Consider the following 18,999-nt stretch of genomic DNA (forward strand, 5'->3'; position numbering starts at 1 on the left):
TCGGCGCCCGCGACCAGGGACCAACGGCTCAATCGACGCCCGCACCCGGCGCCGCGGCCCGCGCCCCGGGCCGGGCAGCGGGTGCGGGTGGGCGGCGGCGGTGTGAGAGTGGGGGCAGTCCGGAATTCGCCCGCAGGAGGAGTCATGGGCATCTTCGACAGGTTCCGCCACAGGACCCAGCACACCGCCGAGGAGAGCAGGTCCTCGCTCGGCGGCAGCGCCGAACAGGACACCACCGCGCGGACCGACGCCGCCCAGCGGGCCGCCCTGGCCCACGACGAGGCCGCCGACGCCTTCAGCGCCGAGGCGGAGAAGACCCGCGAGGCCCAGGAGGCCTCCGCGGTCGGCGAGCGGGAGGCCGAGGAGCGCGCCCGCCAGGACATGACCTCCGAGGGCGACCCCTGGGGCTGACCTCCCAGTGGGGCCGACCTCCGAAGGCGCCCCCGTTGCCCCCGCTGCCCCCGCGCTCACCGCTCCCGCGGCGGCAGCGGGGGCCGCCGCAGGTCCGGCCGCGGCGTGTCCGGCGGTGGCGGGACGGCGGCCGGAAGGTCGTCCAGCAGCTCCAGCGCCAGCCGCACCGCCGTGACCAGCTCCGGGTGCCGCCCCGCGGCCCAGTCCCGGGGCGTGCGGAGCACGTGCACGTCCGGTTCGACACCCCGGTTCTCCACCGTCCAGCCGAGTCCGCCGGTGAACCACGAGGCGTTCTTCGGCACCGAGATCTGCGTCCCGTCACCGAGCTGGTGGCGTCCGGTCATGCCGACCACCCCGCCCCAGGTCCGGGCGCCGACCACCGGGCCGAGGCCGAGCAGCCGGATGGCGGCGATGACGACGTCGCCGTCCGAGCTGGTGGCCTCGTCGGCGAGCGCCACCACCGGCCCGCGCGGCGCGTCGCGCGGCCACCGCACGGGTTCCCGGCCGCGGCTGAAGTCCCAGGCCAGGACCCGCCGGGTGAGCTTCTCCAGGACCAGTTCGGAGACGTTGCCGCCGGCGTTGCCGCGCACGTCCAGGACCAGCGCGGGCTTGTCCAGCTCCCGCCGCACGTCCCGGTTGAACTGCGCCCAGCCGGAGCCGCCGAGGTCCGGGATGTGCAGGTAGCCGCACCGGCTGTCGCTGAACTCCCGGACCAGGGCGCGTCGTTTGGCCACCCAGTCCTGGTAGCGGATGGCCCGTTCGTCGGTGAGCGGGGTGACGGTGATCCGGCGCAGGGGCCCGTCCGGGCCGCCCCGGCGCAGGGTGAGTTCGACGCTGGTCCCGCCGGTGCCGGCGAGCAGCGGCAGCGGTCCGCGCACCGGGTCGACGGGCCGCCCGGCGACGGCGAGCAGTTCGTCGCCGCCGCGCACGCCGTGGGTGGCGAGCGGGGCGCGGGCGCGCGGGTCGGAGGACTCGCCGGGCAGGATCCGGTCGAACAGCCAGCGCCCGTCGGGGGAGCGGTGGGCGTCGGCGCCGAGCAGGCCGAGCGGCTGCTGGGCGAGCGCGGGCCCCTCGCCGCGCCGGGACGGGGTGACGTAGGCGTGCGAGGTGCCGAGTTCGCCGAGCAGTTCGCGCAGCAGGTCGGCGAAGTCGTCGGGGCCGGCGATCCGCTCCAGCAGCGGTTCGTACTGGGCGACCAGGGCGGGCCAGTCCAGTCCGGACATGCCCGCGTCCCAGAACTGGTCGCGCACGATCCGGGCGGCCTCCGCGTAGGCCTGGTGCCACTCGGCGGCCGGGTGCACGGTGTGGGTGATCCGCCGCAGGTCGACGGTGGTGCCGGCGGACGGCGCGCCGACCGGGACGATCCGCAGGGTGCCGGCCGAGTAGACGGCCACCGAGCCGCCGTCCCCGGAGACCGCGTAGCCGTCGAGCCGGTCGGCGAGCGTGGAGCGGGAGCCGCGGACCAGGTCGAAGTGCTCCAGCGCGGGGCGCCCGGAGGTGTCGTCGGGATTGGTGAAGGTCTGCCCGAGGACGCCGGAGATCGGCCAGCGCAGCCAGAGCAGCCCGCCGCGCACGGCATCGGTGGCCGAGTACTTGCCGGCGAGCACCGGGAACGGGATCAGCCGCTCGCCGATGCCCTCGGCCTCCACCTCGACGGTGCCGTCGCCGCCGCCGTCGCCGTGCGGGGCGGCGTCCTCGGCGGGGGCGGCGAACGGGGAGGGCGTGGCGGCGGTGAGCGGGACGAGGTAGGGGCGGCAGCCGAGCGGGAAGGAGAGGTCGCCGGTGTGCACGTCGTGCACGGGGTCGAAGCCGCGCCAGGAGAGGAAGACGAGGTAGCGGCCGTCCCGGGTGAAGACGGGCTGCTCGTCCTCGAAGCGGCCGTCGGTGACGTCCACGACCGGCACGGAGGCGTCGACCCGGGTGAGCCGGATGCGGCGCAGGGAGCGGCCGGCGGCCGGCTGCGACCAGGCGACCCAGTGCGAGTCGGGGGAGAAGCGGGCGCTGGTGACCGGCCCGTGGCCGGAGGCGGCGAGTTCGCGCACGGCGCCCTCGACGGTGGTGACCAGCAGCAGCCGGCCGTCGGAGGTGGTGGCCGCGAGGTGGGCGCCGTCGGGGGCGGCGGTGAGTTCCAGGACGCGGCCGATCCGGCCGGCGGCGACCGTCCGGCGGCCGTGCTGGGAGGGGGCGCGCTCGTGGCCGGGCAGCGGCACGATCTCGATCGCGTCCTCGCCCTCGGCGTCGGTGATCCAGGCGGCCTCGCCGGTGCGGCCGAGCACGACGGGCAGCCGGGTGCGCACGCCGGGGGTGTCGGCGAGCGCCCGGGCGGGGCCGTCGCGGTGGGTGAGCCAGTACTGGCTGCCGCGCACGGTGACCACCCCGGCCCGGCCGGTGGCGTCGCAGGCGAGGTCCTTGACGTGCGAGGCGGCGCTCACCTGGTAGGGGCGCCGCCCGGCCCGGGCGCCGCCGAGCGGGACGTGCAGCCGGCGCGGGGCGGGCGCGTCCAGGCCGTCGAGCAGCCAGAGGTCGCCGGCGTGCTGGTAGACGATCCGCACGCCGTCGCCGGCGGCCTCGCGGGCGTAGTAGGAGGCGTGGTCGGTGTGCCGGCGCAGACCGGTGCCGTCGGGGCGGCAGGAGTAGAGGTTGCCGACGCCCTCGTGGTCGCTGAGGAAGGCGATCCGCTCGCCGTCGGCGCAGGTGACCGGCATGGGGGAGGCGAGGTGCCCGGGCAGGCCGTCGAGGATCTGCTCGCCGTCCACCCAGAGCCGGCCGGTGGCGCCGCCCCGGTAGCGCTTCCAGGCGGCGGGCTCGTGCGGGGCGGCGCCGGTGAGCAGCACGGTGTGGGCCGGGCCGACCTGGGCGTCGCCGACCGGCCCCCAGGGCATCCGGCGGGTGGGGCGGCCGTCGGGGGGCAGGGCGTGCGCCCAGGTGTAGTGGCCGAAGGGCTCGTGGTAGGAGGTCACGGCGAGCAGCTCGCCGTCCGGCAGCCAGCCGCGCAGCCGGGTGTCCTGGCTGCCCCAGTGGCTGAGCCGCACGGCCTCGCCGCCGTCGACGGGGGCGGTCCAGATCTCGGGGGCCAGGCTCTGCCAGGCGGTCCAGGCGAGGGTGCCGCCGTCGGGGGAGAGCCGGGGGTGGCTGACCCGGGTGCGGTCGCAGCTGACCCGCCAGGCCCGGCCGGTGGCGGCGGCCGCGGCGTCCAGCGGGGCGATCCAGACGTCGTCCTCGGCGGTGAACGTCAGCAGGCCCCCGCGCAGGTGGGGGTAGCGGAGGTAGCCGGACGACGTCACCCCTCCATGCTTCGACGGGGCGTCACGCGCGGCAACCGGAAGCGCCCCCCACTCGCCGCTCCCGGGGCCGGAACCGGTCTGGACCATTGACACCGTACGGCCGAATCCACTTCAGTGGTCTAGTCCAACTCAGCTGCCCGGCCGCGCCGTTCCCCCACCACCGGTGCGCGCCCAGGCATGCCCGGACACCCCCACGACCGCGCCCTCCGCAAGGAGTCCCCCACATGCGCAGAACCCCTGTCCCCCCGGCCCCCGCGGCCCCCCGCCGCCGCTCGCGCACCGCGCTGGCCGCCGGCACCGCCTCGGCCGTCGCCGCGGCCACCATGGTCGGCCTCACCCTGGGCCTGGCACCCAGCGCCTCGGCCGGCGAGTTCCTGGTCAACGGCGGCTTCGAGAGCGGCTCCCTCGGCCCGTGGAGCTGCTCCGCCGGCACCGGCAGCGTCGTCACCGGCCAGGCCCACGGCGGCAGCTACGCGCTGGCCGCGGCCGCCTCGGCGAGCGACACCGCCCGCTGCGCGCAGACCGTCACGGTCGCGCCCAACACCACCTACACGCTCAGCGCCTACCTCAAGGGCTCGTACGTCTACCTCGGCGTGGACGGCGGCACCTCGACCTGGTCGCCCGGCACCGGCGGCGCCTACCAGAAGCTGAGCGTCAGCTTCACCACCGGCGCCACCCAGACCAGCGCCACCGTCTACACCCACGGCTGGTACGGCCAGGGCACCTACTACGCGGACGACGTCTCGCTGGACGGCCCCGGCGCGCCCAGCCCGACCGCCACGCCCACGGTGACCCCGACCGTCACCCCCACGGTGACCCCGACCGGGACGCCCACGGTCACGCCCACCGTGACCCCGACCGAGACGCCCACCGGCACCCCCACCACGCCGCCGGCCGGCTCCAAGGCCCTGGTCGGCTACCTGCACGCCAGCTTCGCCAACGGCGCCGGCTACACCAGGATGGCCGACGTCCCCGACTCCTGGGACTTCATCAACCTCTCCTTCGGCGAGCCGACCTCGGTGACCTCCGGCGACATCCGGTTCAACCGCTGCCCGGCCACCGAGTGCCCGACCGTCGAGTCCGACGCCGACTTCAAGGCGGCCATCGCCGCCAAGCGCGCCAAGGGCAAGAAGGTGCTGATCTCGATCGGCGGCCAGAACGGCCAGGTCCAGCTCACCACCACCGCCGCCCGGGACGCCTTCGTCAGCTCCGTCTCGGCGATCATCGACAAGTGGGGCCTGGACGGCCTGGACATCGACTTCGAGGGCCACTCGCTGTCGCTCCAGACCGGCGACACCGACTTCAAGAACCCGACCAGCCCGGTCATCGTCAACCTGATCTCCGCGATCAAGACGCTCAAGGCCAAGTACGGCCCGAACTTCGTGCTGACCATGGCCCCGGAGACCTTCTTCGTCCAGCTCGGCTACCAGTACTACGGCTCCGGCCCCTGGGGCGGCCAGGACCCGCGGGCCGGCGCCTACCTGCCGGTCATCCACGCGCTGCGCGACGACCTGACCCTGCTGCACGTCCAGGACTACAACTCCGGCTCCATCATGGGCCTGGACAACCAGTACCACTCGATGGGCGGCGCCGACTTCCACGTCGCGATGACCGACATGCTGCTCAAGGGCTTCCCGGTGGCGGGCAACACCAACAACGTCTTCCCGGCGCTGCCCGCGTCCAAGGTCGCCATCGGCATGCCGGCCACCACCAACGCCGGCAACGGCTACGTCGCCCCGGCCGAGGTCAACAAGGCCCTGGACTGCCTCACCAAGCTGGCCAACTGCGGCAGCTACGTCCCGAAGGCGGGCGCCCAGCCCAACCTGCGCGGTCTGATGACCTGGTCGATCAACTGGGACCAGTTCGGCGGCCGGGAGTTCTCGAAGAACTTCGACTCCTACTTCCGCCGCTGACGGTCCGGCGGGTCCGACGGCCCCGACGGGTCCGACGACCGGCCGGAACCGACGCGCCGACCGCTGGGCGACGGGCCCGAACCCGTCGCTCAGCGGTCCACCCGCACCTCCGCCAGGTACTGCGCGATGGCGTCCCGGTTGCGGGTCAGACAGGCGATCCGCGCGCTCATCCCCGCCAGCTCCTGCTCCAGGGTGGCGATCATCTCCGGTGTGGCGTCCTCGAAGTGGATCGTCCGGGGCTTGCTGAGACAGGGCAGGATCTGTTTGATGATCCGGGTCGGCAGCCCCGCGTCGAGCAGCCCGCGGATCTGCAGCACCCGGTCCACCGTCGAGTCGTCGTACGCGCGGTAGCCGTTCGCGCAGCGCCCGGCCGCGATCAGCCCCTGCTCCTCGTAGTAGCGCAGCAGCCGGCGGGACGCCCCGGTCCGCTCGGACAGCTCCCCGATCCGCATGTGGCCCACCTCACAACCGGTCGCGTTGACCCTCACATCAATGTGAGCGTTTGAGCATAACGGCCATGCGGACCTCCACACGGACCACCGACCGGCCACTGCCGCCCGCCACCCCCGAGCGGCCGGCCGCCCTGCCCCTGCCCGCCCTCCTCGCCCTCGCCACCGCCGTCTTCGTCACCGCCCTCACCGAGACCCTGCCGGCCGGCGTCCTGCCCGCCATGAGCGCCGACCTCGGCGTCGGCGAGTCCGCCATGGGCCAGGCCGTCACCGTCTACGCCCTCGGCACCGCCGTCACCGCCGTGCCGCTCACCGCGGCCACCGCCGGCTGGGGCCGGCGGCGCCTGCTGCTCACCGCGATGCTCGGCTTCGCCGCCGCCAACACCGTCACCGCGCTGTCCACCGACTACCCGCTGACCATGGCCGCCCGCTTCGTCGCCGGGGTCGCCGCCGGCCTCGCCTGGGCGCTGCTCGCCGGATACGCCCGCCGGCTCGCGCCGCCCGAGCTGCAGGGCCGGGCCATCGCCGTCGCGATGGCCGGCGCGCCGCTCGCGCTGTCGCTGGGCGTGCCCGCCGGGACCTTCCTCGGCAAGGTGCTGGGCTGGTGGGTGGCCTTCCTGCTGATGACCGTGGCCGCCCTCGGGGTGACCGGCTGGATCGCCGCGGCCGTCCCCGAGGTGCCCGGCCGGGCCCGCGGCCAACGGACCCCGGTGCTGCGCGCCCTCGCCGTCCCCGGGGTCACCCCCGTGCTCGCCGTCACCTTCGTCTTCGTCCTCGCCCACACCGTCCTCTACACCTACATCGCGCCCTTCCTCGACCGGCGCGGCATGGGCGGCGTCACCGGCGTCGTGCTGCTCGCCTTCGGCGCGGCCTCGCTGGTGGGCATCTGGTTCACCGGCGCGCACATCCACCGCCGGCTGCGCGCGCTCACCCTCGCCTCGACCCTGCTGGTCGCCGCCGCAGCGGCGGTGCTCGGGCTGGCGTCCGGCAGCCCCGCCGCCGTGTACGCCGCCGCCGTGCTCTGGGGGCTCGGCTGGGGCGGCGTCCCGACCCTGCTGCAGACCGCCGCCGGCGACGCGGGCGGCGAACAGGCGGACGCGGCGCAGGCGATGCTGGTCACGCTGTGGAACGCGGCGATGGCCGGCGGGGGAGTGGCCGGCGGCCTGCTGCTCGACCGGCTCGGCACCGGCTCCTTCCCGTGGGCCGTGCTGCTCCTGCTGCTGCCCGTCCTCGCCCTCGTCCTCGCCGCCCGCACCCACGGCTTCCCGGCCCGCCGGCCGGGCCCCGACCGATGAGCCGATGACCCGGTGACCCGATGAGCCGATGAGCCGATGGGCGGTGTCCGCGGTGACCGGCGTCCTCAGAACCCGGCCTGCGGATCCCGGGGCGGCATCAGCCCGCCCCGGTAGGAGATGGCCACCGCCTGCGCCCGGTCGCGGGCGTCGGTCTTCGCCAGGATCCGCTTCATGTGGGTCTTCACCGTCGACTCGGCGAGCACCAGCAGCGCGGCGATCTCCCGGTTGGACCGCCCCTCGGCCGCCAGCCGCAGCACCTCCCGCTCGCGCGCCGTCAGCTGCGCGAGCCGGATGTCCTCCGGCTCCGGCGGGGGCCGCCCGCCGCCCCGGCCGACCACCTGGGCGACCAGGTCCCGGGTGACCGCCGGGTCCAGCACGGACTCGCCGGCGGCCAGGGTGTGCACCGCGTCGATGAGCCGCTCGGCCGAGGCCCGCTTCAGCAGGAAGCCGGCCGCCCCGGCACGCAGCGCGCCCCAGACGTAGTCGTCGTGGTGGAAGGTGGTCAGCACCAGCACCCGGGTGGGCAGCCCGGCGGCGGTGATCCGCCGGGTCGCCTCCACCCCGTCGATGCCGGGCATCCGGACGTCCATCAGCACCACGTCCGGCAGCAGCTCCCGGCACCGGGCGACGGCCGCCGTCCCGTCCGCCGCCTCGCCGACCACCTCGATCCGGTCGTCGGTCCCCAGTACCAGGCAGACTCCGGCGCGCAGCAGCGCGTCGTCGTCGGCCACCACGACGCGCACCCGTCCGCCGGCCGGGTCCGGTGCCGCCGGCCCCGGTGCCGCCGGGCCCGTCGCCGCCGCCCCCGTCGCCGCCGTCACGGGACGGGAAGCTCGGCGCGCAGCCGGAACCCGCCCGGCTCGCCCGGCCCGTGCTCGACCCGGCCGCCGAGGACCGAGACCCGCTCGGCCACGCCCAGCAGCCCGCGGCCGGGCGCGTACCCGGCGGGCACGCCCCGCCCGTCGTCGCACACCTCGACGGTCAGCCGCCCGGCGGCGCACCGCACGGTGACCCCGACGGTCCGGGCGCCCGCGTGCTTGACCGTGTTGGTGAGCGCCTCCTGGACGATCCGGTACGCCGAGACGTCCAGGCTGCGCGGCACCCGCCGGGCCGCCGGGTCGATCCGCGTCCGCACCCGCAGCCCGGCCCGGCCGAGCCGTTCGGCCAGCCGCTCCAGGTCGGCGATCCCGGGCTGCGGCGCCGCGCCCTGCGCGTCCTGCTCGCCGGCGCCGCGCCGCAGCAGGCCGAGCACCCGGTCGAGGTCGTCGAGCGCCTCCCGCCCGGTGTTCTCCATCCCGTGCAGCAGCTCCCGGGTGCGCTCCGGTTCCCGGTCGAGCAGCCGGCGGGCGGCCCCGGCCTGGACCAGCACCACGTTCAGGGTGTGGCCCACCGAGTCGTGCAGCTCCCGGGCCAGCCGGGCCCGCTCCTCGGCGACCACCTCCCGGTGCAGCAGCAGCCGGTCGCTCTCGCGCTGCTCGGCCCGCCGGGCCGCCCCGTAGCCGACCGCCCAGGCGAGCAGCCAGAGGAACAGCACCCCGGCGGGGATGGCGGGGTAGGCGTGGCCGAGGCCGGCGAAGTACGCGGCCATCCCGAGCAGGGCGGCGAACGGCCCGAGCCAGGCGTGCCGCCGGGGCGCGTACAGCCCGAGCGAGTAGAGGCCGACCAGGTCGGCGTACGGCGAGACCGGGCTCGGCAGGACGAACAGCGACTCCGCCGAGAGCGCCGCCGCGCCCACCAGGTAGCCGGCCAGCGGCCTGGTGCGGCGCACCGCCAGCGGTACGGCCACCGCCGCGCCCAGGGCGAGCGCGAGCGGCAGGCCGCCGTGCAGCCGGTCCGCCGCGCCGATCCGTTCGACGGCCGTCACCAGCAGGAACACCCCGGCCAGGGCCGCGTCCCAGCGGTCGGCCGGCACCGCCCGCAGCGCGGGGAGCGGCCACCGGGGCGGCGGGGCCGCCGGGATCGCCCGGGCGTACGGCGGGGAACTCATGGCGGCTCCGGTCTCGGGGCGGTGGCCGCCGCGCGGTGCTGCGGGCGCCCGGGCCGTACGGTAGCGACGGCCGTCCGGTCCGCGCATCGCCCTGGTGGGGTATTCCGGACCCCCGTGCGGGGCAGTCCGGGCGACCCCGCCGGGCGGACGCGGGCGGGCCCCGCCGGTCCGTAGCGTCCGGGCCATGAACGCACCCGGCCCCCGGGCCCCGGCAGCCGCTCCCGCCCCGTCCGCCGACCGCGCCGCACCGCGTCCCGCCCGGGCCCGCCGGGCGGGCTGGTGGACGGTCACCGTGCTGGCCCTCGCCACCGCCCTGCTCACCGCCCGCTACCTGACCCTCGACCCGGAGGTCTTCCTCGACCGGCAGCGCTCCGTCTACCTGGCCCACCGCGTCCCGCTCGCCCTGCACGTCGGCGGCGGGGTGCTGGCGATCCTGCTCGGCCCCTGGCAGTTCCTGCCCCGGCTGCGCGCCCGCCGCCCGGCCCTGCACCGGCTGACCGGCCGGCTCTACCTGCTCGCCGTCCTGGCCGCCGGCACCGGCGGTCTGCTGCTGGCGCCGTCGGGAATGGTCGGCCCCGTCGCGCCGATCGGCTTCACCGCGCTCGCCGTCCTGCTGCTGCTCTCCTCGGCGCTGGCCTGGCGGGCCGCCCTGCGCCGCGACGCCGTGCGCCACCGGGCCTGGGCCACCCGCTCGTTCGCGCTGATCCTGGCCGCCGCCACGCTGCGGATCTGGCTGCCGGTGATGGACCTCGCCGGGGTCCCGTTCGAGCAGGCGTACGCGAGCGCCGCCTGGACCTGCTGGCTGATCAACCTGGTGGTGGCCGAGCGGGTGATCGCCCGGATCCCCGCGGCCCCCGCCGCGCCGCCGGCCGGGTGATCCGGCGCCGCTCCCCACGATGTGACGGCCTATCATCCAGCAATGACCACCGCAGAGTTGATCCGGATCGTGTCCCGCTCCTCGCCGATGGCGCTCGCCCAGGTCGAACGGGTCAGGGCCGAACTCGCCGCCCTGCACCCGCGGGTGCGCACCGAGGTGGTGCCGGTGACCACCTCCGGCGACCGCTGGATGGGGGACCTCGCCCGGCTCGGCGGCAAGGGCGCCTTCACCAAGGAGGTGGACGCCGCGCTGCTCGCCGGTGAGGCGGACCTCGCCGTCCACTGCCTCAAGGACGTGCCCGCGGACCGCCCGCTGCCGGCCGGCACCGTGTTCGCCGCCTACCTGCGCCGCGACGACATCCGCGACGCGCTCGTCCACCCCGGCGGCCGGACCCTGGACGAACTGGCGCCCGGCACCCGGATCGGCACCTCCTCGGTGCGCCGCCGGGCCCAGCTCGCCGCCTCCCACCCGCACCTGGAGTGCGTGCCGGTGCGCGGCAACGCCAACAGCCGGCTGGCCAAGCTCGCGGCGGGGGAGGCCGACGCGCTGCTGCTCGCGCTGTCCGGTCTGGAGCGGATCGGGGAGGCCGCGCGGATCAGCGAGGTGCTGCCGATCGAGGTGATGTGCCCGCCGATCGGTGCCGGGATCCTCGCCCTCCAGTGCCGCGCCGAGGACACCGCCACCATCGACGCGGTCGCCGGCCTCGGCGACCACCCGACCTGGCGCGAGGCGAGTGCCGAGCGGATGTTCCTGCACGTGCTGCAGGGCCACTGCAACTCGCCGATCGCCGGCTACGCCCGGGCCGAGGCGGACGGGCGGCTGTCACTGCGCGGCCGGGTCTTCACCCCGGACGGCAAGCGGGTCCTGGACGCCCACGAGTGGGCCGGTGCGCTGAGCCCGGAGGACCTCGGCACCGCGACCGCCCTCGCCCTCAAGCGGCAGGGCGCCTCCGAGCTGATCGGCGGGATCCCGCACTGAGGCGCCGACGGCGGCGTTTCCGGGTGCCCCCGGAAACGCCGGAAGGCCCCTCGCTCTCACGAGGGGCCTTCCGGCTGTCTGTGCGCCGCCAGGGACTCGAACCCCGGACCCGCTGATTAAGAGTCAGCTGCTCTAACCAACTGAGCTAGCGGCGCTTGCTGACGGGGAAGACCTTACCTGGTCAGCGGCCGAAACACACAATCGGCCCGGAGCCCGCCCCCGGGAGCGGTTCAGGGGGTGAGCACGACCTTGCCCCGTACGTGCCCGGTGCCGACCAGGCGGTGGGCGTCGGCCGTCCGCCCCAGCGGGAAGGTGTCGGCGATCTCCAGTTGCAGCCCGCCCGCTTCCCAGAGGTCGACCAGCGCGGCCAGCCGGGCCGCCGTCCGCGGCCCCCGGATCCCCAGCACGCCCAGGCGCCGGGCCACCGGGTAGTCGACCACGGTGCCGATCCGCGCCCGGTCGGCGACCAGCTCGACGGAGGCCTCCAGCGCCCCGCGCCCGGCCGCGTCGAAGGCCGCGTCCACGCCCTGCGGGGCCACCGCCCGGACCCGCTCGACCAGCCCCTCCCCGTACGCGACCGGGATCGCGCCCAGCTCCCGCAGATAGCCGTGGTTGCGCGCGCTCGCGGTGCCGATCACCGTGGCGCCCCAGGCCCGGGCCAGCTGGACGGCGACCGTGCCGACCCCGCCGGCGGCGCCGTGCACGAGCACGGTGTCGCCCGCGCCGACGTTCAGCTCGGTGAGCGCGAGGTGCGCGGTCTGCCCGGAGGCGGACAGCGCGCCCGCGTGCTCCCAGGGCATGCCGGACGGCTTGCGCACCAGCTGGGCGGCGTCGGCCGCGACCAGCTCGGCCGCGCAGCCGAGCAGCCGGAAGCCCAGCACCTCGTCCCCGACGGCCCAGCCGTCGACCTCCGACCCGAGCCGGTCGACCACCCCGGCGAACTCGTTGCCGGGGATCAGCCCCGGGGTGAGTTCGATGCCGGCCGGGGACCGCCCCTCCCGGATCGCGAGGTCCACCGGCTGCACCCCGGCGGCGTAGACCCGCACCCGCACCTGGCAGGGGCCGGGCTCGGGGTCGGGCACCGCGGCCACCCGCAGTACCTCGGGGCCGCCGAACCGGGGGACGGTCACTGCCTTCATCGCGGGCACTCCTGTCGGGTCCTGTCGAGCCTCGGGTTCCCCCGATCCTGCGGGGTGAAGCCCACTTGAGGTCAACCCCTCACCGGCGTGTCGTCCCAGTTGAGATCATTGTCAGATTTATCCTTGACGGCGGCCCGGGCCATGTCCGGGCCGCACACCCGTGCACCCCGCCCGAGCACGCGCCCGTGCACGCGCCCGTGCACTCCCGCCCGCCACCGAGAGGACCTTTCCCGTGGGCCAGCTGCCCCTGCTCTTCCTGGTGCTGCTCGCCTCCGTGGTGACCATGCCGCTGGCCCGCCGGACCGGCGTGCCCCAGCCGGTGCTGATGACCCTGCTGGGCATCGCCATGGCGCTGATCCCGCAGATCCCCGACATCGCCATCGACCCCGAGCTGATCCTGCCGCTGGTCCTGCCGCCGCTGATCTTCGCCGTCGCCCGGCGCTCCTCGGTCCGCTACTTCAAGGCCAACTTCCGCTCCATCCTGCTGCTCGCCGTCGCCCTGGTGGTGGTCACCACCGCCGCCGTGGCCGGCGCGGTGCACTGGCTGCTGCCCGGACTGCCGATCGCCGCCGCCATCGCGCTCGGCGCCCTGGTCTCCCCGCCCGACCCGGTCGCCGCGGTCGCCGTGGCCGGCAGCGTCGGACTGCCCCGCCGGCTGGTCGCCATCCTGGAGAGCGAGGGCCTGTTCAACGACGTCACCGCGATCGTCGTCTACTCGCTGGCCATCGACGCGGTGGTCGGCGGCGACTTCTCCACCGGCCACGCGGTGCTGCGCTTCGTCCTCTCGGCGGTCCTCGCCGTCGTCATCGGCGTCGCCCTCGGCTGGGCCAACACCAAGCTCGCCGCCCTCCTGGAGGACCCCACCCAGCAGGTCGCGCTCAACCTGCTGGTGCCCTTCGCCGCCTACAGCCTGGCCGAGGAGATCCACGGCTCCGGCGTGCTCGCCGTCGTGGTCTGCGGGCTCTACCTCGCCGAACGGGCCGCCGACGCGGACGCCGTCTCCTACCGGCTGGTCGGCAACGCCTTCTGGGAGATCGTCGAGATCCTCATCACCGGCGTCGCCTTCGGCCTCATCGGCCTGGAACTGGCCACCGTCCTCAAGGAGGCCGGCTCCGGCTGGACCGGCATGCTCGGCGACGCCGCCGTGGTGATCGCGGTGGTCGTGGTGGTCCGGCTGCTCTGGCTGCTGCCGGCCGGCTGGCTCTCCCAGAAGCTGCGCTCCGGCTCCGAGGAGGACACCCCGATCAGCTGGCAGGAGAGCGTGCTGCTCTGGTGGTCCGGGATGCGCGGGGTCGCCACCGTCGCCCTGGCCCTGGCCATCCCGCTCACCCTCGACTCCGGCAAGGCCTTCCCGGAGCGCGGCCGGCTGGTCTTCATCGCGTTCAGCGTGGTGCTCTTCACCCTGCTGGTCCAGGGCCTCACCCTGCCCTGGCTGGCCAAGCGCTTCGAGCTCGACCTCGGCCACGACCGGCACGAGCAGGAGGTCCGCCAGCTCTGGTGGCGGGCCGCCAAGGCCGGGCTGCGCAGGCTCGGCGAACTGGAGGAGACCGACCGGCTGCCCGCCGAGGTCGCCGACCGCCTGCGGGACCGTCAGCACGACCGGCTGGCCCGGCTCTGCCCCGAGAACTACGCCGAGGAGGAGGCCTCCGAGGCCAAGCTGCGGCTCGCCCAGTGGCGCGCCGCGCAGAGCGTGGAACAGGAGATGATCGCCGCCTCCCGGCGCGAGATGGTGGCCGCCCGTGCCGAACCCGGCGCCGACCCGGAACTCGTCGACCAGGTGCTGCGCGGCCTCGACCTGCGCTCCGAGCGGCGGTGACGCCCGGCCCGGCCTGACGGGGCGTCCGAACGGGCACGGGTCGCCGGGGGCGGAATGTGCGCCCGGGGTCGCGGTGTTGCATAGGCTGACCTCGGGCAAGGCCGTCAACGGAGTCGGCGCACCCCGGTACCCGCACGACCTCGCGAAACCCTCCCGCCTGGCCCTGCCGGTATCCGCACCCAGACGAATCGAGGAGCCACCGATGTCGGAGACCCGTGCCGACGCCCGTACCCCGCTGGACCGCACCCCGCAGTGGGCCGCCCTCGCCAAGCACCGGGAGGAGTTCGGCGACACGCACCTGCGCGAGCTGTTCGCCGCCGACCCGGAGCGCGGCCGCCGCTACACCCTCCAGGTCGGCGACCTGCACGTGGACTACGCCAAGCAGCTCGTCACCGACGAGACCCTGGCGCTGCTGCGCGAGCTGGCCGCGGCCACCGGCGTCGCCGAGCTGCGGGACGCCATGTTCCGCGGCGAGAAGATCAACACCACCGAGCGGCGGGCCGTCCTGCACACCGCGCTGCGTGCCCCGCGCGGCGCCGTCGTGGAGGTCGACGGCGAGAACGTCGTGCCGGCCGTGCACGCCGTGCTCGACAGGATGGCCGGCTTCGCCGAGCAGGTCCGCGGCGGCGAGTGGCGCGGCCACACCGGCAAGCGGATCCGCACCGTCGTCAACATCGGCATCGGCGGCTCCGACCTCGGCCCCGCGATGGCCTACGAGGCGCTGCGCTCCTTCACCCAGCGCGACCTCGACGTCCGCTTCGTCTCCAACGTGGACGGCGCCGACCTGCACGAGGCGGTCCGCGACCTGGACGCCGCCGAGACGCTCTTCATCGTCGCGTCCAAGACCTTCACCACCATCGAGACCATCACCAACGCGGTCTCCGCCCGGAACTGGCTGCTCACCGAGCTGAGCGCGGACACCGACGCGGTCGCCAAGCACTTCGTCGCGCTCTCCACCAACGCCGAGGGCGTCGCCGACTTCGGCATCGACACCGCCAACATGTTCGAGTTCTGGGACTGGGTCGGCGGTCGCTACTCCTACGACTCGGCGATCGGCCTCTCGCTGATGATCGCCATCGGCCCGGACGCCTTCCGCGAGATGCTGGACGGCTTCCACCTGGTCGACGAGCACTTCCGCACCGCCCCGCCGGAGGAGAACGTCCCGCTGCTGCTGGGCCTGCTCGGGGTCTGGTACGGCGCCTTCTTCGACGCCCAGGCGCACGCCGTGCTGCCGTACTCGCACTACCTGTCGAAGTTCACCGCCTACCTCCAGCAGCTGGACATGGAGTCCAACGGCAAGTCGGTGGACCGCGACGGCCGCCCGGTGGGCTGGCAGACCGGCCCGGTGGTCTGGGGCACCCCCGGCACCAACGGCCAGCACGCCTACTACCAGCTGCTGCACCAGGGCACCAAGGTCATCCCGGCGGACTTCATCGGCTTCGCCCGGCCGGTCGCCGACCTGCTGCCCGGCCTGGTCGCCCAGCACGACCTGCTGCTCGCCAACTTCTTCGCCCAGACCCAGGCGCTGGCCTTCGGCAGGACGCCGGAGGAGGTCGCCGCCGAGGGCGTGCCGGCCGAGCTGGTCCCGCACAAGACCTTCCGGGGCAACCACCCGACCACCACGGTGCTGGCTGGCGAGCTGACCCCCTCGGTGCTCGGCCAGCTGGTCGCGCTCTACGAGCACAAGGTGTTCGTCCAGGGCGCGATCTGGAACATCGACTCCTTCGACCAGTGGGGCGTCGAGCTGGGCAAGGTGCTCGCCAAGCGGATCGAGCCGGTGCTGCTGACCGGCGAGGGCACGGAGGCACTGGACAGCTCCACCGCCGCGCTGGTCGTCCGCTACCGCGAGCTGCGCGGGCGCTGACCTCCCCGGTCCGGCGCGCGGGCCGTCCGCTTCGGCGGGCGGCCCCGTGCCGGCCGGCCCCGGGGATGTGCCCGGAAACGCCGGAAGGCCCTTCGCTCTCGCGAAGGGCCTTCCGGCTGTCTGTGCGCCGCCAGGGACTCGAACCCCGGACCCGCTGATTAAGAGTCAGCTGCTCTAACCAACTGAGCTAGCGGCGCCTGCTGACAGAGAAGACTCTAGCAGCGGGGCGGGGTCCGGCCAAAATCGAATACCCGCACCTCCCGGGCCCGCCGCCGGCCCGGGAGGCTCAGAGCGCGTCGACCGGCTCGCGGGCCGCCCGCACACAGGCCCAGAGGACGACGGAGGCCCCCGGCAGCCACGGCTCCCGGCTCTCGGGGGCGACGATCCACCGCCCCGGGCCGTGTCCCGGCGCGTCCGGGCCGCCGACCGTCCGCTGCACAGGCGGCACCGTCACGGTGTCGCCCTTGCCGTGGCAGAGCAGCGGCGGCACGTCCCGGGCCCACTCCTCCCAGGCCAGCAGCCGGCGCAGCCTGGGCGCCGCCCCCGGCTGCACGAACAGCAGCGTCCGCCCCCGGACGGCCGCCACCGGCCCGCAGCCGGGCCCGGAGGCCCAGAGCTCGTCCAGGACCCGGCGGCCGAACAGCGCCGGCATGCTGATCACGTCGAAGGCCCGCCCGCAGGGCAGCACCGAGGGCGCCCACGGCCGGGACTCCCAGAGGGCGCGCATGCTGCGCGGGTACTCGCTGGCGGAGGCGAGCCAGGCCTCTCCGGCCACGGTCACGTGCTCCACCGACTGATAGGTCCAGATGTCCACGGACAGCAGAGTGGGGTGTCCGGGGCGGGTCCGGGAGGGAAAGAGCGGTTCGCCGGACAGCGGGCCGGGTGGGGGCGTACCCTTCCGCTTCCTCCGGCATATGCCAGCGGCGACGGAACCGGGCCGTGAACCCCTCCGGGCCGATCAGTCCTCCTGCCGCCGCGGCTGGAGCAGGGTGCGGCCGTACTCGACCATCTTGGCCGCGTAGTCCGGCGTCCAGTCCGCCCGGTCCGCGATCTCGGCGTCGGACAGCGCGTCGAAGCGGCGCGGGTCCGCCAGCTGCGCGGCCGCGACCGCCTGGAAGTCGGTGGCCCGCTCGGCGGCCGTCCGGAAGGCCAGCGCGAGCTCGGTGGAGCGGCGCAGCAGCTCCGCCGGGTCGTCGATCGACTCCAGGTCGAAGAAACGCTCCGGCTCCGGTTCGGCGGCCTGCGGCTCGAACAGCAGCTGCGCCGGGCGCTGCCGCCGGCCGGGCGCCGCACCGGCGCCCGTGCCGGGGCCGGCCGGTGCGGAGAGGCCGCTCGGGTCGGACGCCTGCGCATGGGAGTCGGGCATGGACGGACACCTCCGGGTGCTCGATGGGTGCGGGCGACGGCTGCTCGGGTCGGGCGCCGCCCGGTCGTGGCCGTCGTCCATTGTCTCGCGGCGGCGGCCGGTAACGGAACGGTGCGCGTCCGGGCGCTATTCCCGCCCGGCGCGCCGGGGGCGCGCGTCAGCCGGGCCGGCCGGGTGCGCGCCTGCCCGGTTCCGTACGCGCCCGGCCGGCCCGTCGCACGCCCGTGCCGGTCCGCAGGCCCGCGCCGTCAGGCCCGGCCCAGTCGCACCCGGTGCCCGGACAGGTGGTGCAGCACCCGGTGGTTGGCCTCCCAGCCGTCGGGGAACGCCACCGGAACGCCCAACTGCACCGGCTCGGTGGCCGGATGCTCGTCCAGCAGCTCCGCGATCCCGGCCCGGGCCACCACGATGCAGGCGTGCCGGTGCCGGGAGGCCAGCACGCACAGCCGGCCGGTCTCCAGGTGGAACGCGGTCGCGTCCGGCCGCCCCGACAGCGGGTGCAGCACCACGGTGACGTCGTACTCGCGGCCCTGCAGCCGGTTCGCGGTGTCCACCGTCACCGCCGGCCCGGCCACCGGGTCCACCGGCACCCCGGCCCCGGCCAGCGCGGCCCGCACCGCCGCCGCCTGGTCCCGGTGCGCGGTGCCGACGGCGACCCGGTCCGCCGTGAGCGGGGCGGACCCCTGCTCGGAGTGCGCCGTCAGCCCGCGGTCCAGCAGCCGGCGCACGGTGGCCGCGACGGCCGCCACCGCCTGCGGATCGGTGCGCACCGTGTGCCGGGCCGGCAGCTCCAGCAGCGCCCAGCCGTGCTCGGCCGCCCGGTCGATGGCGGCGTCCACCGCCGAGCCGTCCGGGCGCACCGACGCGGTCAGCGAACGGTCCCCGGGGCCGGTGCCCGAGCGGAACGGCGTGAACGGGTAGAACGCCCCGGAGATCAGCGGCGCCGCACTGGCCGGCAGCCGCCAGGACACCGGCAGCCGGTGCGGCTCGATCTGCGGGTTGTGCGCGAGCAGGGTGACCACCGCGCTGCTCGACGGGTCGTACGACAGACCCGCCCACTGCTCGGTGCCCACCACGGTGAACGGGTCCAGCTGACCCGGGTCGCCGACGAACAGGGCCCGCTCGAACAGCCGGGCCACCGCGAGCAGCGCGTCCGACCGCATCTGGTACGCCTCGTCGACGATCGCGTGCCGCCACGGCTGCTCGGCCCGCACCCACTGCCACTTGGCCGAGGTGGAGATCACCACGTCCAGCTCGGCCAGCTCGGCGACCTTGTCCGAGGGCGTGACGTTGGGGTGCCGCAGCACCTCAGGACCCGGGCGTGCGTCGGCCGCGTGCAGCCGGCCGATCGTCAGATCGGGGGCCTTGACGGCCAGTCGGTCGACCAGGTCGTCCACCTGGCCGTTGGTCTGGGCGACGATCATCAGCCGCTCGCCGGCCCCGACCAGCTCCCGGGCGGCGCGCACCACCAGGGTCGACTTGCCGGCGCCGGGCGGCGAGTCCACCACCACGCCGCGCGGCGCTCCGGCGGCCGGTCGGACGGTCGCCTCCAGGATCCGCGCCACCGCGGCGTCGGCCGCCGCGCCGGGGCTCCGGCCGGCGTCCTGCTCGGTGCTCATC

Annotated in this window: 15 protein-coding genes and 2 tRNA genes; 7 read left to right on the forward strand and 10 right to left on the reverse strand. The window is 75.5% G+C overall.

Annotated features, from left to right (window positions below):
• The first annotated feature begins 144 nt into the window (after positions 1-144).
• Positions 145-411, forward strand: coding sequence for a hypothetical protein (locus ABZW10_RS26240; RefSeq protein WP_355370090.1), 267 nt, complete (start codon positions 145-147; stop codon positions 409-411).
• Between the two features lie 56 nt (positions 412-467).
• Here ABZW10_RS26240 and ABZW10_RS26245 read toward each other — a convergent pair whose 3' ends face one another.
• Positions 468-3,695, reverse strand: coding sequence for a S41 family peptidase (locus ABZW10_RS26245; RefSeq protein ID WP_355370092.1), 3,228 nt, complete (start codon positions 3,693-3,695; stop codon positions 468-470).
• 323 nt (positions 3,696-4,018) lie between these two features.
• Here ABZW10_RS26245 and ABZW10_RS26250 point away from each other — a divergent pair, with 323 nt between their 5' ends.
• Positions 4,019-5,608 (forward strand): glycosyl hydrolase family 18 protein, encoded by a 1,590-nt coding sequence (locus ABZW10_RS26250; protein ID WP_355370169.1) that lies wholly within the window; start codon positions 4,019-4,021, stop codon positions 5,606-5,608.
• An 89-nt stretch (positions 5,609-5,697) separates the two neighbouring features.
• Here ABZW10_RS26250 and ABZW10_RS26255 read toward each other — a convergent pair whose 3' ends face one another.
• Positions 5,698-6,060 carry a MerR family transcriptional regulator gene (locus tag ABZW10_RS26255; RefSeq protein WP_355370094.1) on the reverse strand — a complete coding sequence of 121 codons (363 nt, stop codon included), beginning with the start codon at positions 6,058-6,060 and terminating at the stop codon, positions 5,698-5,700.
• 65 nt (positions 6,061-6,125) lie between these two features.
• Here ABZW10_RS26255 and ABZW10_RS26260 point away from each other — a divergent pair, with 65 nt between their 5' ends.
• Positions 6,126-7,352, forward strand: a complete 1,227-nt coding sequence (locus ABZW10_RS26260) for an MFS transporter (RefSeq protein WP_355370096.1) — start codon at positions 6,126-6,128, stop codon at positions 7,350-7,352.
• Between the two features lie 65 nt (positions 7,353-7,417).
• On the opposite strand, the gene ABZW10_RS26265 is transcribed toward ABZW10_RS26260, so the two are convergent.
• Together ABZW10_RS26265 and ABZW10_RS26270 are read right to left on the reverse strand one after the other, a co-directional pair.
• Positions 7,418-8,095 carry a response regulator transcription factor gene (locus ABZW10_RS26265; RefSeq protein WP_355370172.1) on the reverse strand — a complete coding sequence of 226 codons (678 nt, stop codon included), beginning with the start codon at positions 8,093-8,095 and terminating at the stop codon, positions 7,418-7,420.
• Positions 8,096-8,169: 74 nt separating this feature from the next.
• On the reverse strand, positions 8,170-9,339 hold the full coding sequence (locus ABZW10_RS26270; RefSeq protein ID WP_355370098.1) for a sensor histidine kinase: 1,170 nt from the start codon (positions 9,337-9,339) through the stop codon (positions 8,170-8,172).
• 184 nt (positions 9,340-9,523) lie between these two features.
• Between ABZW10_RS26270 and ABZW10_RS26275 the strand changes: the two genes are divergently transcribed.
• Both ABZW10_RS26275 and hemC read left to right on the forward strand, forming a co-directional pair.
• Complete coding sequence (locus ABZW10_RS26275) at positions 9,524-10,216, forward strand: DUF2306 domain-containing protein (protein ID WP_355370100.1); 693 nt, start codon at positions 9,524-9,526, stop codon at positions 10,214-10,216.
• A 42-nt stretch (positions 10,217-10,258) separates the two neighbouring features.
• Positions 10,259-11,194, forward strand: coding sequence for a hydroxymethylbilane synthase (hemC, locus tag ABZW10_RS26280; protein WP_355370102.1), 936 nt, complete (start codon positions 10,259-10,261; stop codon positions 11,192-11,194).
• A gap of 81 nt (positions 11,195-11,275) precedes the next feature.
• On the opposite strand, the gene ABZW10_RS26285 is transcribed toward hemC, so the two are convergent.
• Positions 11,276-11,349, reverse strand: a tRNA-Lys gene (locus ABZW10_RS26285).
• Positions 11,350-11,424: 75 nt separating this feature from the next.
• A complete protein-coding gene (locus tag ABZW10_RS26290) occupies positions 11,425-12,333 on the reverse strand; it encodes an NADP-dependent oxidoreductase (protein WP_355370104.1) in 909 nt (302 codons plus the stop codon).
• Between the two features lie 232 nt (positions 12,334-12,565).
• Here ABZW10_RS26290 and ABZW10_RS26295 point away from each other — a divergent pair, with 232 nt between their 5' ends.
• Positions 12,566-14,149, forward strand: coding sequence for a Na+/H+ antiporter (locus ABZW10_RS26295; protein ID WP_355370106.1), 1,584 nt, complete (start codon positions 12,566-12,568; stop codon positions 14,147-14,149).
• A 202-nt stretch (positions 14,150-14,351) separates the two neighbouring features.
• A complete protein-coding gene (pgi, locus tag ABZW10_RS26300; protein WP_355370108.1) occupies positions 14,352-16,013 on the forward strand; it encodes a glucose-6-phosphate isomerase in 1,662 nt (553 codons plus the stop codon).
• A 123-nt stretch (positions 16,014-16,136) separates the two neighbouring features.
• Here pgi and ABZW10_RS26305 read toward each other — a convergent pair.
• The 4 genes from ABZW10_RS26305 to ABZW10_RS26320 form a co-directional block, all read right to left on the reverse strand.
• A tRNA-Lys gene (locus ABZW10_RS26305) sits at positions 16,137-16,210 on the reverse strand.
• An 89-nt stretch (positions 16,211-16,299) separates the two neighbouring features.
• Entirely contained in the window at positions 16,300-16,887 is a 588-nt protein-coding gene (locus tag ABZW10_RS26310; RefSeq protein WP_355370175.1) for a bifunctional DNA primase/polymerase, read from the reverse strand.
• A gap of 84 nt (positions 16,888-16,971) precedes the next feature.
• Complete coding sequence (locus ABZW10_RS26315) at positions 16,972-17,379, reverse strand: hypothetical protein (RefSeq protein WP_355370110.1); 408 nt, start codon at positions 17,377-17,379, stop codon at positions 16,972-16,974.
• 248 nt (positions 17,380-17,627) lie between these two features.
• A complete protein-coding gene (locus tag ABZW10_RS26320) occupies positions 17,628-18,998 on the reverse strand; it encodes an AAA family ATPase (protein WP_355370112.1) in 1,371 nt (456 codons plus the stop codon).
• Position 18,999 lies beyond the last annotated feature (1 nt).

This window comes from Kitasatospora sp. NPDC004723 (genome assembly GCF_040609255.1).
Classification (GTDB): Bacteria; Actinomycetota; Actinomycetes; order Streptomycetales; family Streptomycetaceae; genus Kitasatospora.

Bases quoted from the DNA above. Each gene is read 5' to 3' on its own strand.
- ABZW10_RS26240 (WP_355370090.1), top strand. From the start codon at position 145: ATGGGCATCTTCGACAGGTTCCGCCACAGGACCCAGCACACCGCCGAG.
- ABZW10_RS26250 (WP_355370169.1), top strand. From the start codon at position 4,019: ATGGTCGGCCTCACCCTGGGCCTGGCACCCAGCGCCTCGGCCGGCGAG.
- ABZW10_RS26255 (WP_355370094.1), bottom strand. From the start codon at position 6,060: ATGCGGATCGGGGAGCTGTCCGAGCGGACCGGGGCGTCCCGCCGGCTG.
- ABZW10_RS26260 (WP_355370096.1), top strand. From the start codon at position 6,126: ATGCGGACCTCCACACGGACCACCGACCGGCCACTGCCGCCCGCCACC.
- ABZW10_RS26270 (WP_355370098.1), bottom strand. From the start codon at position 9,339: ATGAGTTCCCCGCCGTACGCCCGGGCGATCCCGGCGGCCCCGCCGCCC.
- ABZW10_RS26275 (WP_355370100.1), top strand. From the start codon at position 9,524: ATGAACGCACCCGGCCCCCGGGCCCCGGCAGCCGCTCCCGCCCCGTCC.
- hemC (WP_355370102.1), top strand. From the start codon at position 10,259: ATGACCACCGCAGAGTTGATCCGGATCGTGTCCCGCTCCTCGCCGATG.
- ABZW10_RS26290 (WP_355370104.1), bottom strand. From the start codon at position 12,333: ATGAAGGCAGTGACCGTCCCCCGGTTCGGCGGCCCCGAGGTACTGCGG.
- pgi (WP_355370108.1), top strand. From the start codon at position 14,352: ATGTCGGAGACCCGTGCCGACGCCCGTACCCCGCTGGACCGCACCCCG.
- ABZW10_RS26315 (WP_355370110.1), bottom strand. From the start codon at position 17,379: ATGCCCGACTCCCATGCGCAGGCGTCCGACCCGAGCGGCCTCTCCGCA.
- ABZW10_RS26320 (WP_355370112.1), bottom strand. From the start codon at position 18,998: ATGAGCACCGAGCAGGACGCCGGCCGGAGCCCCGGCGCGGCGGCCGAC.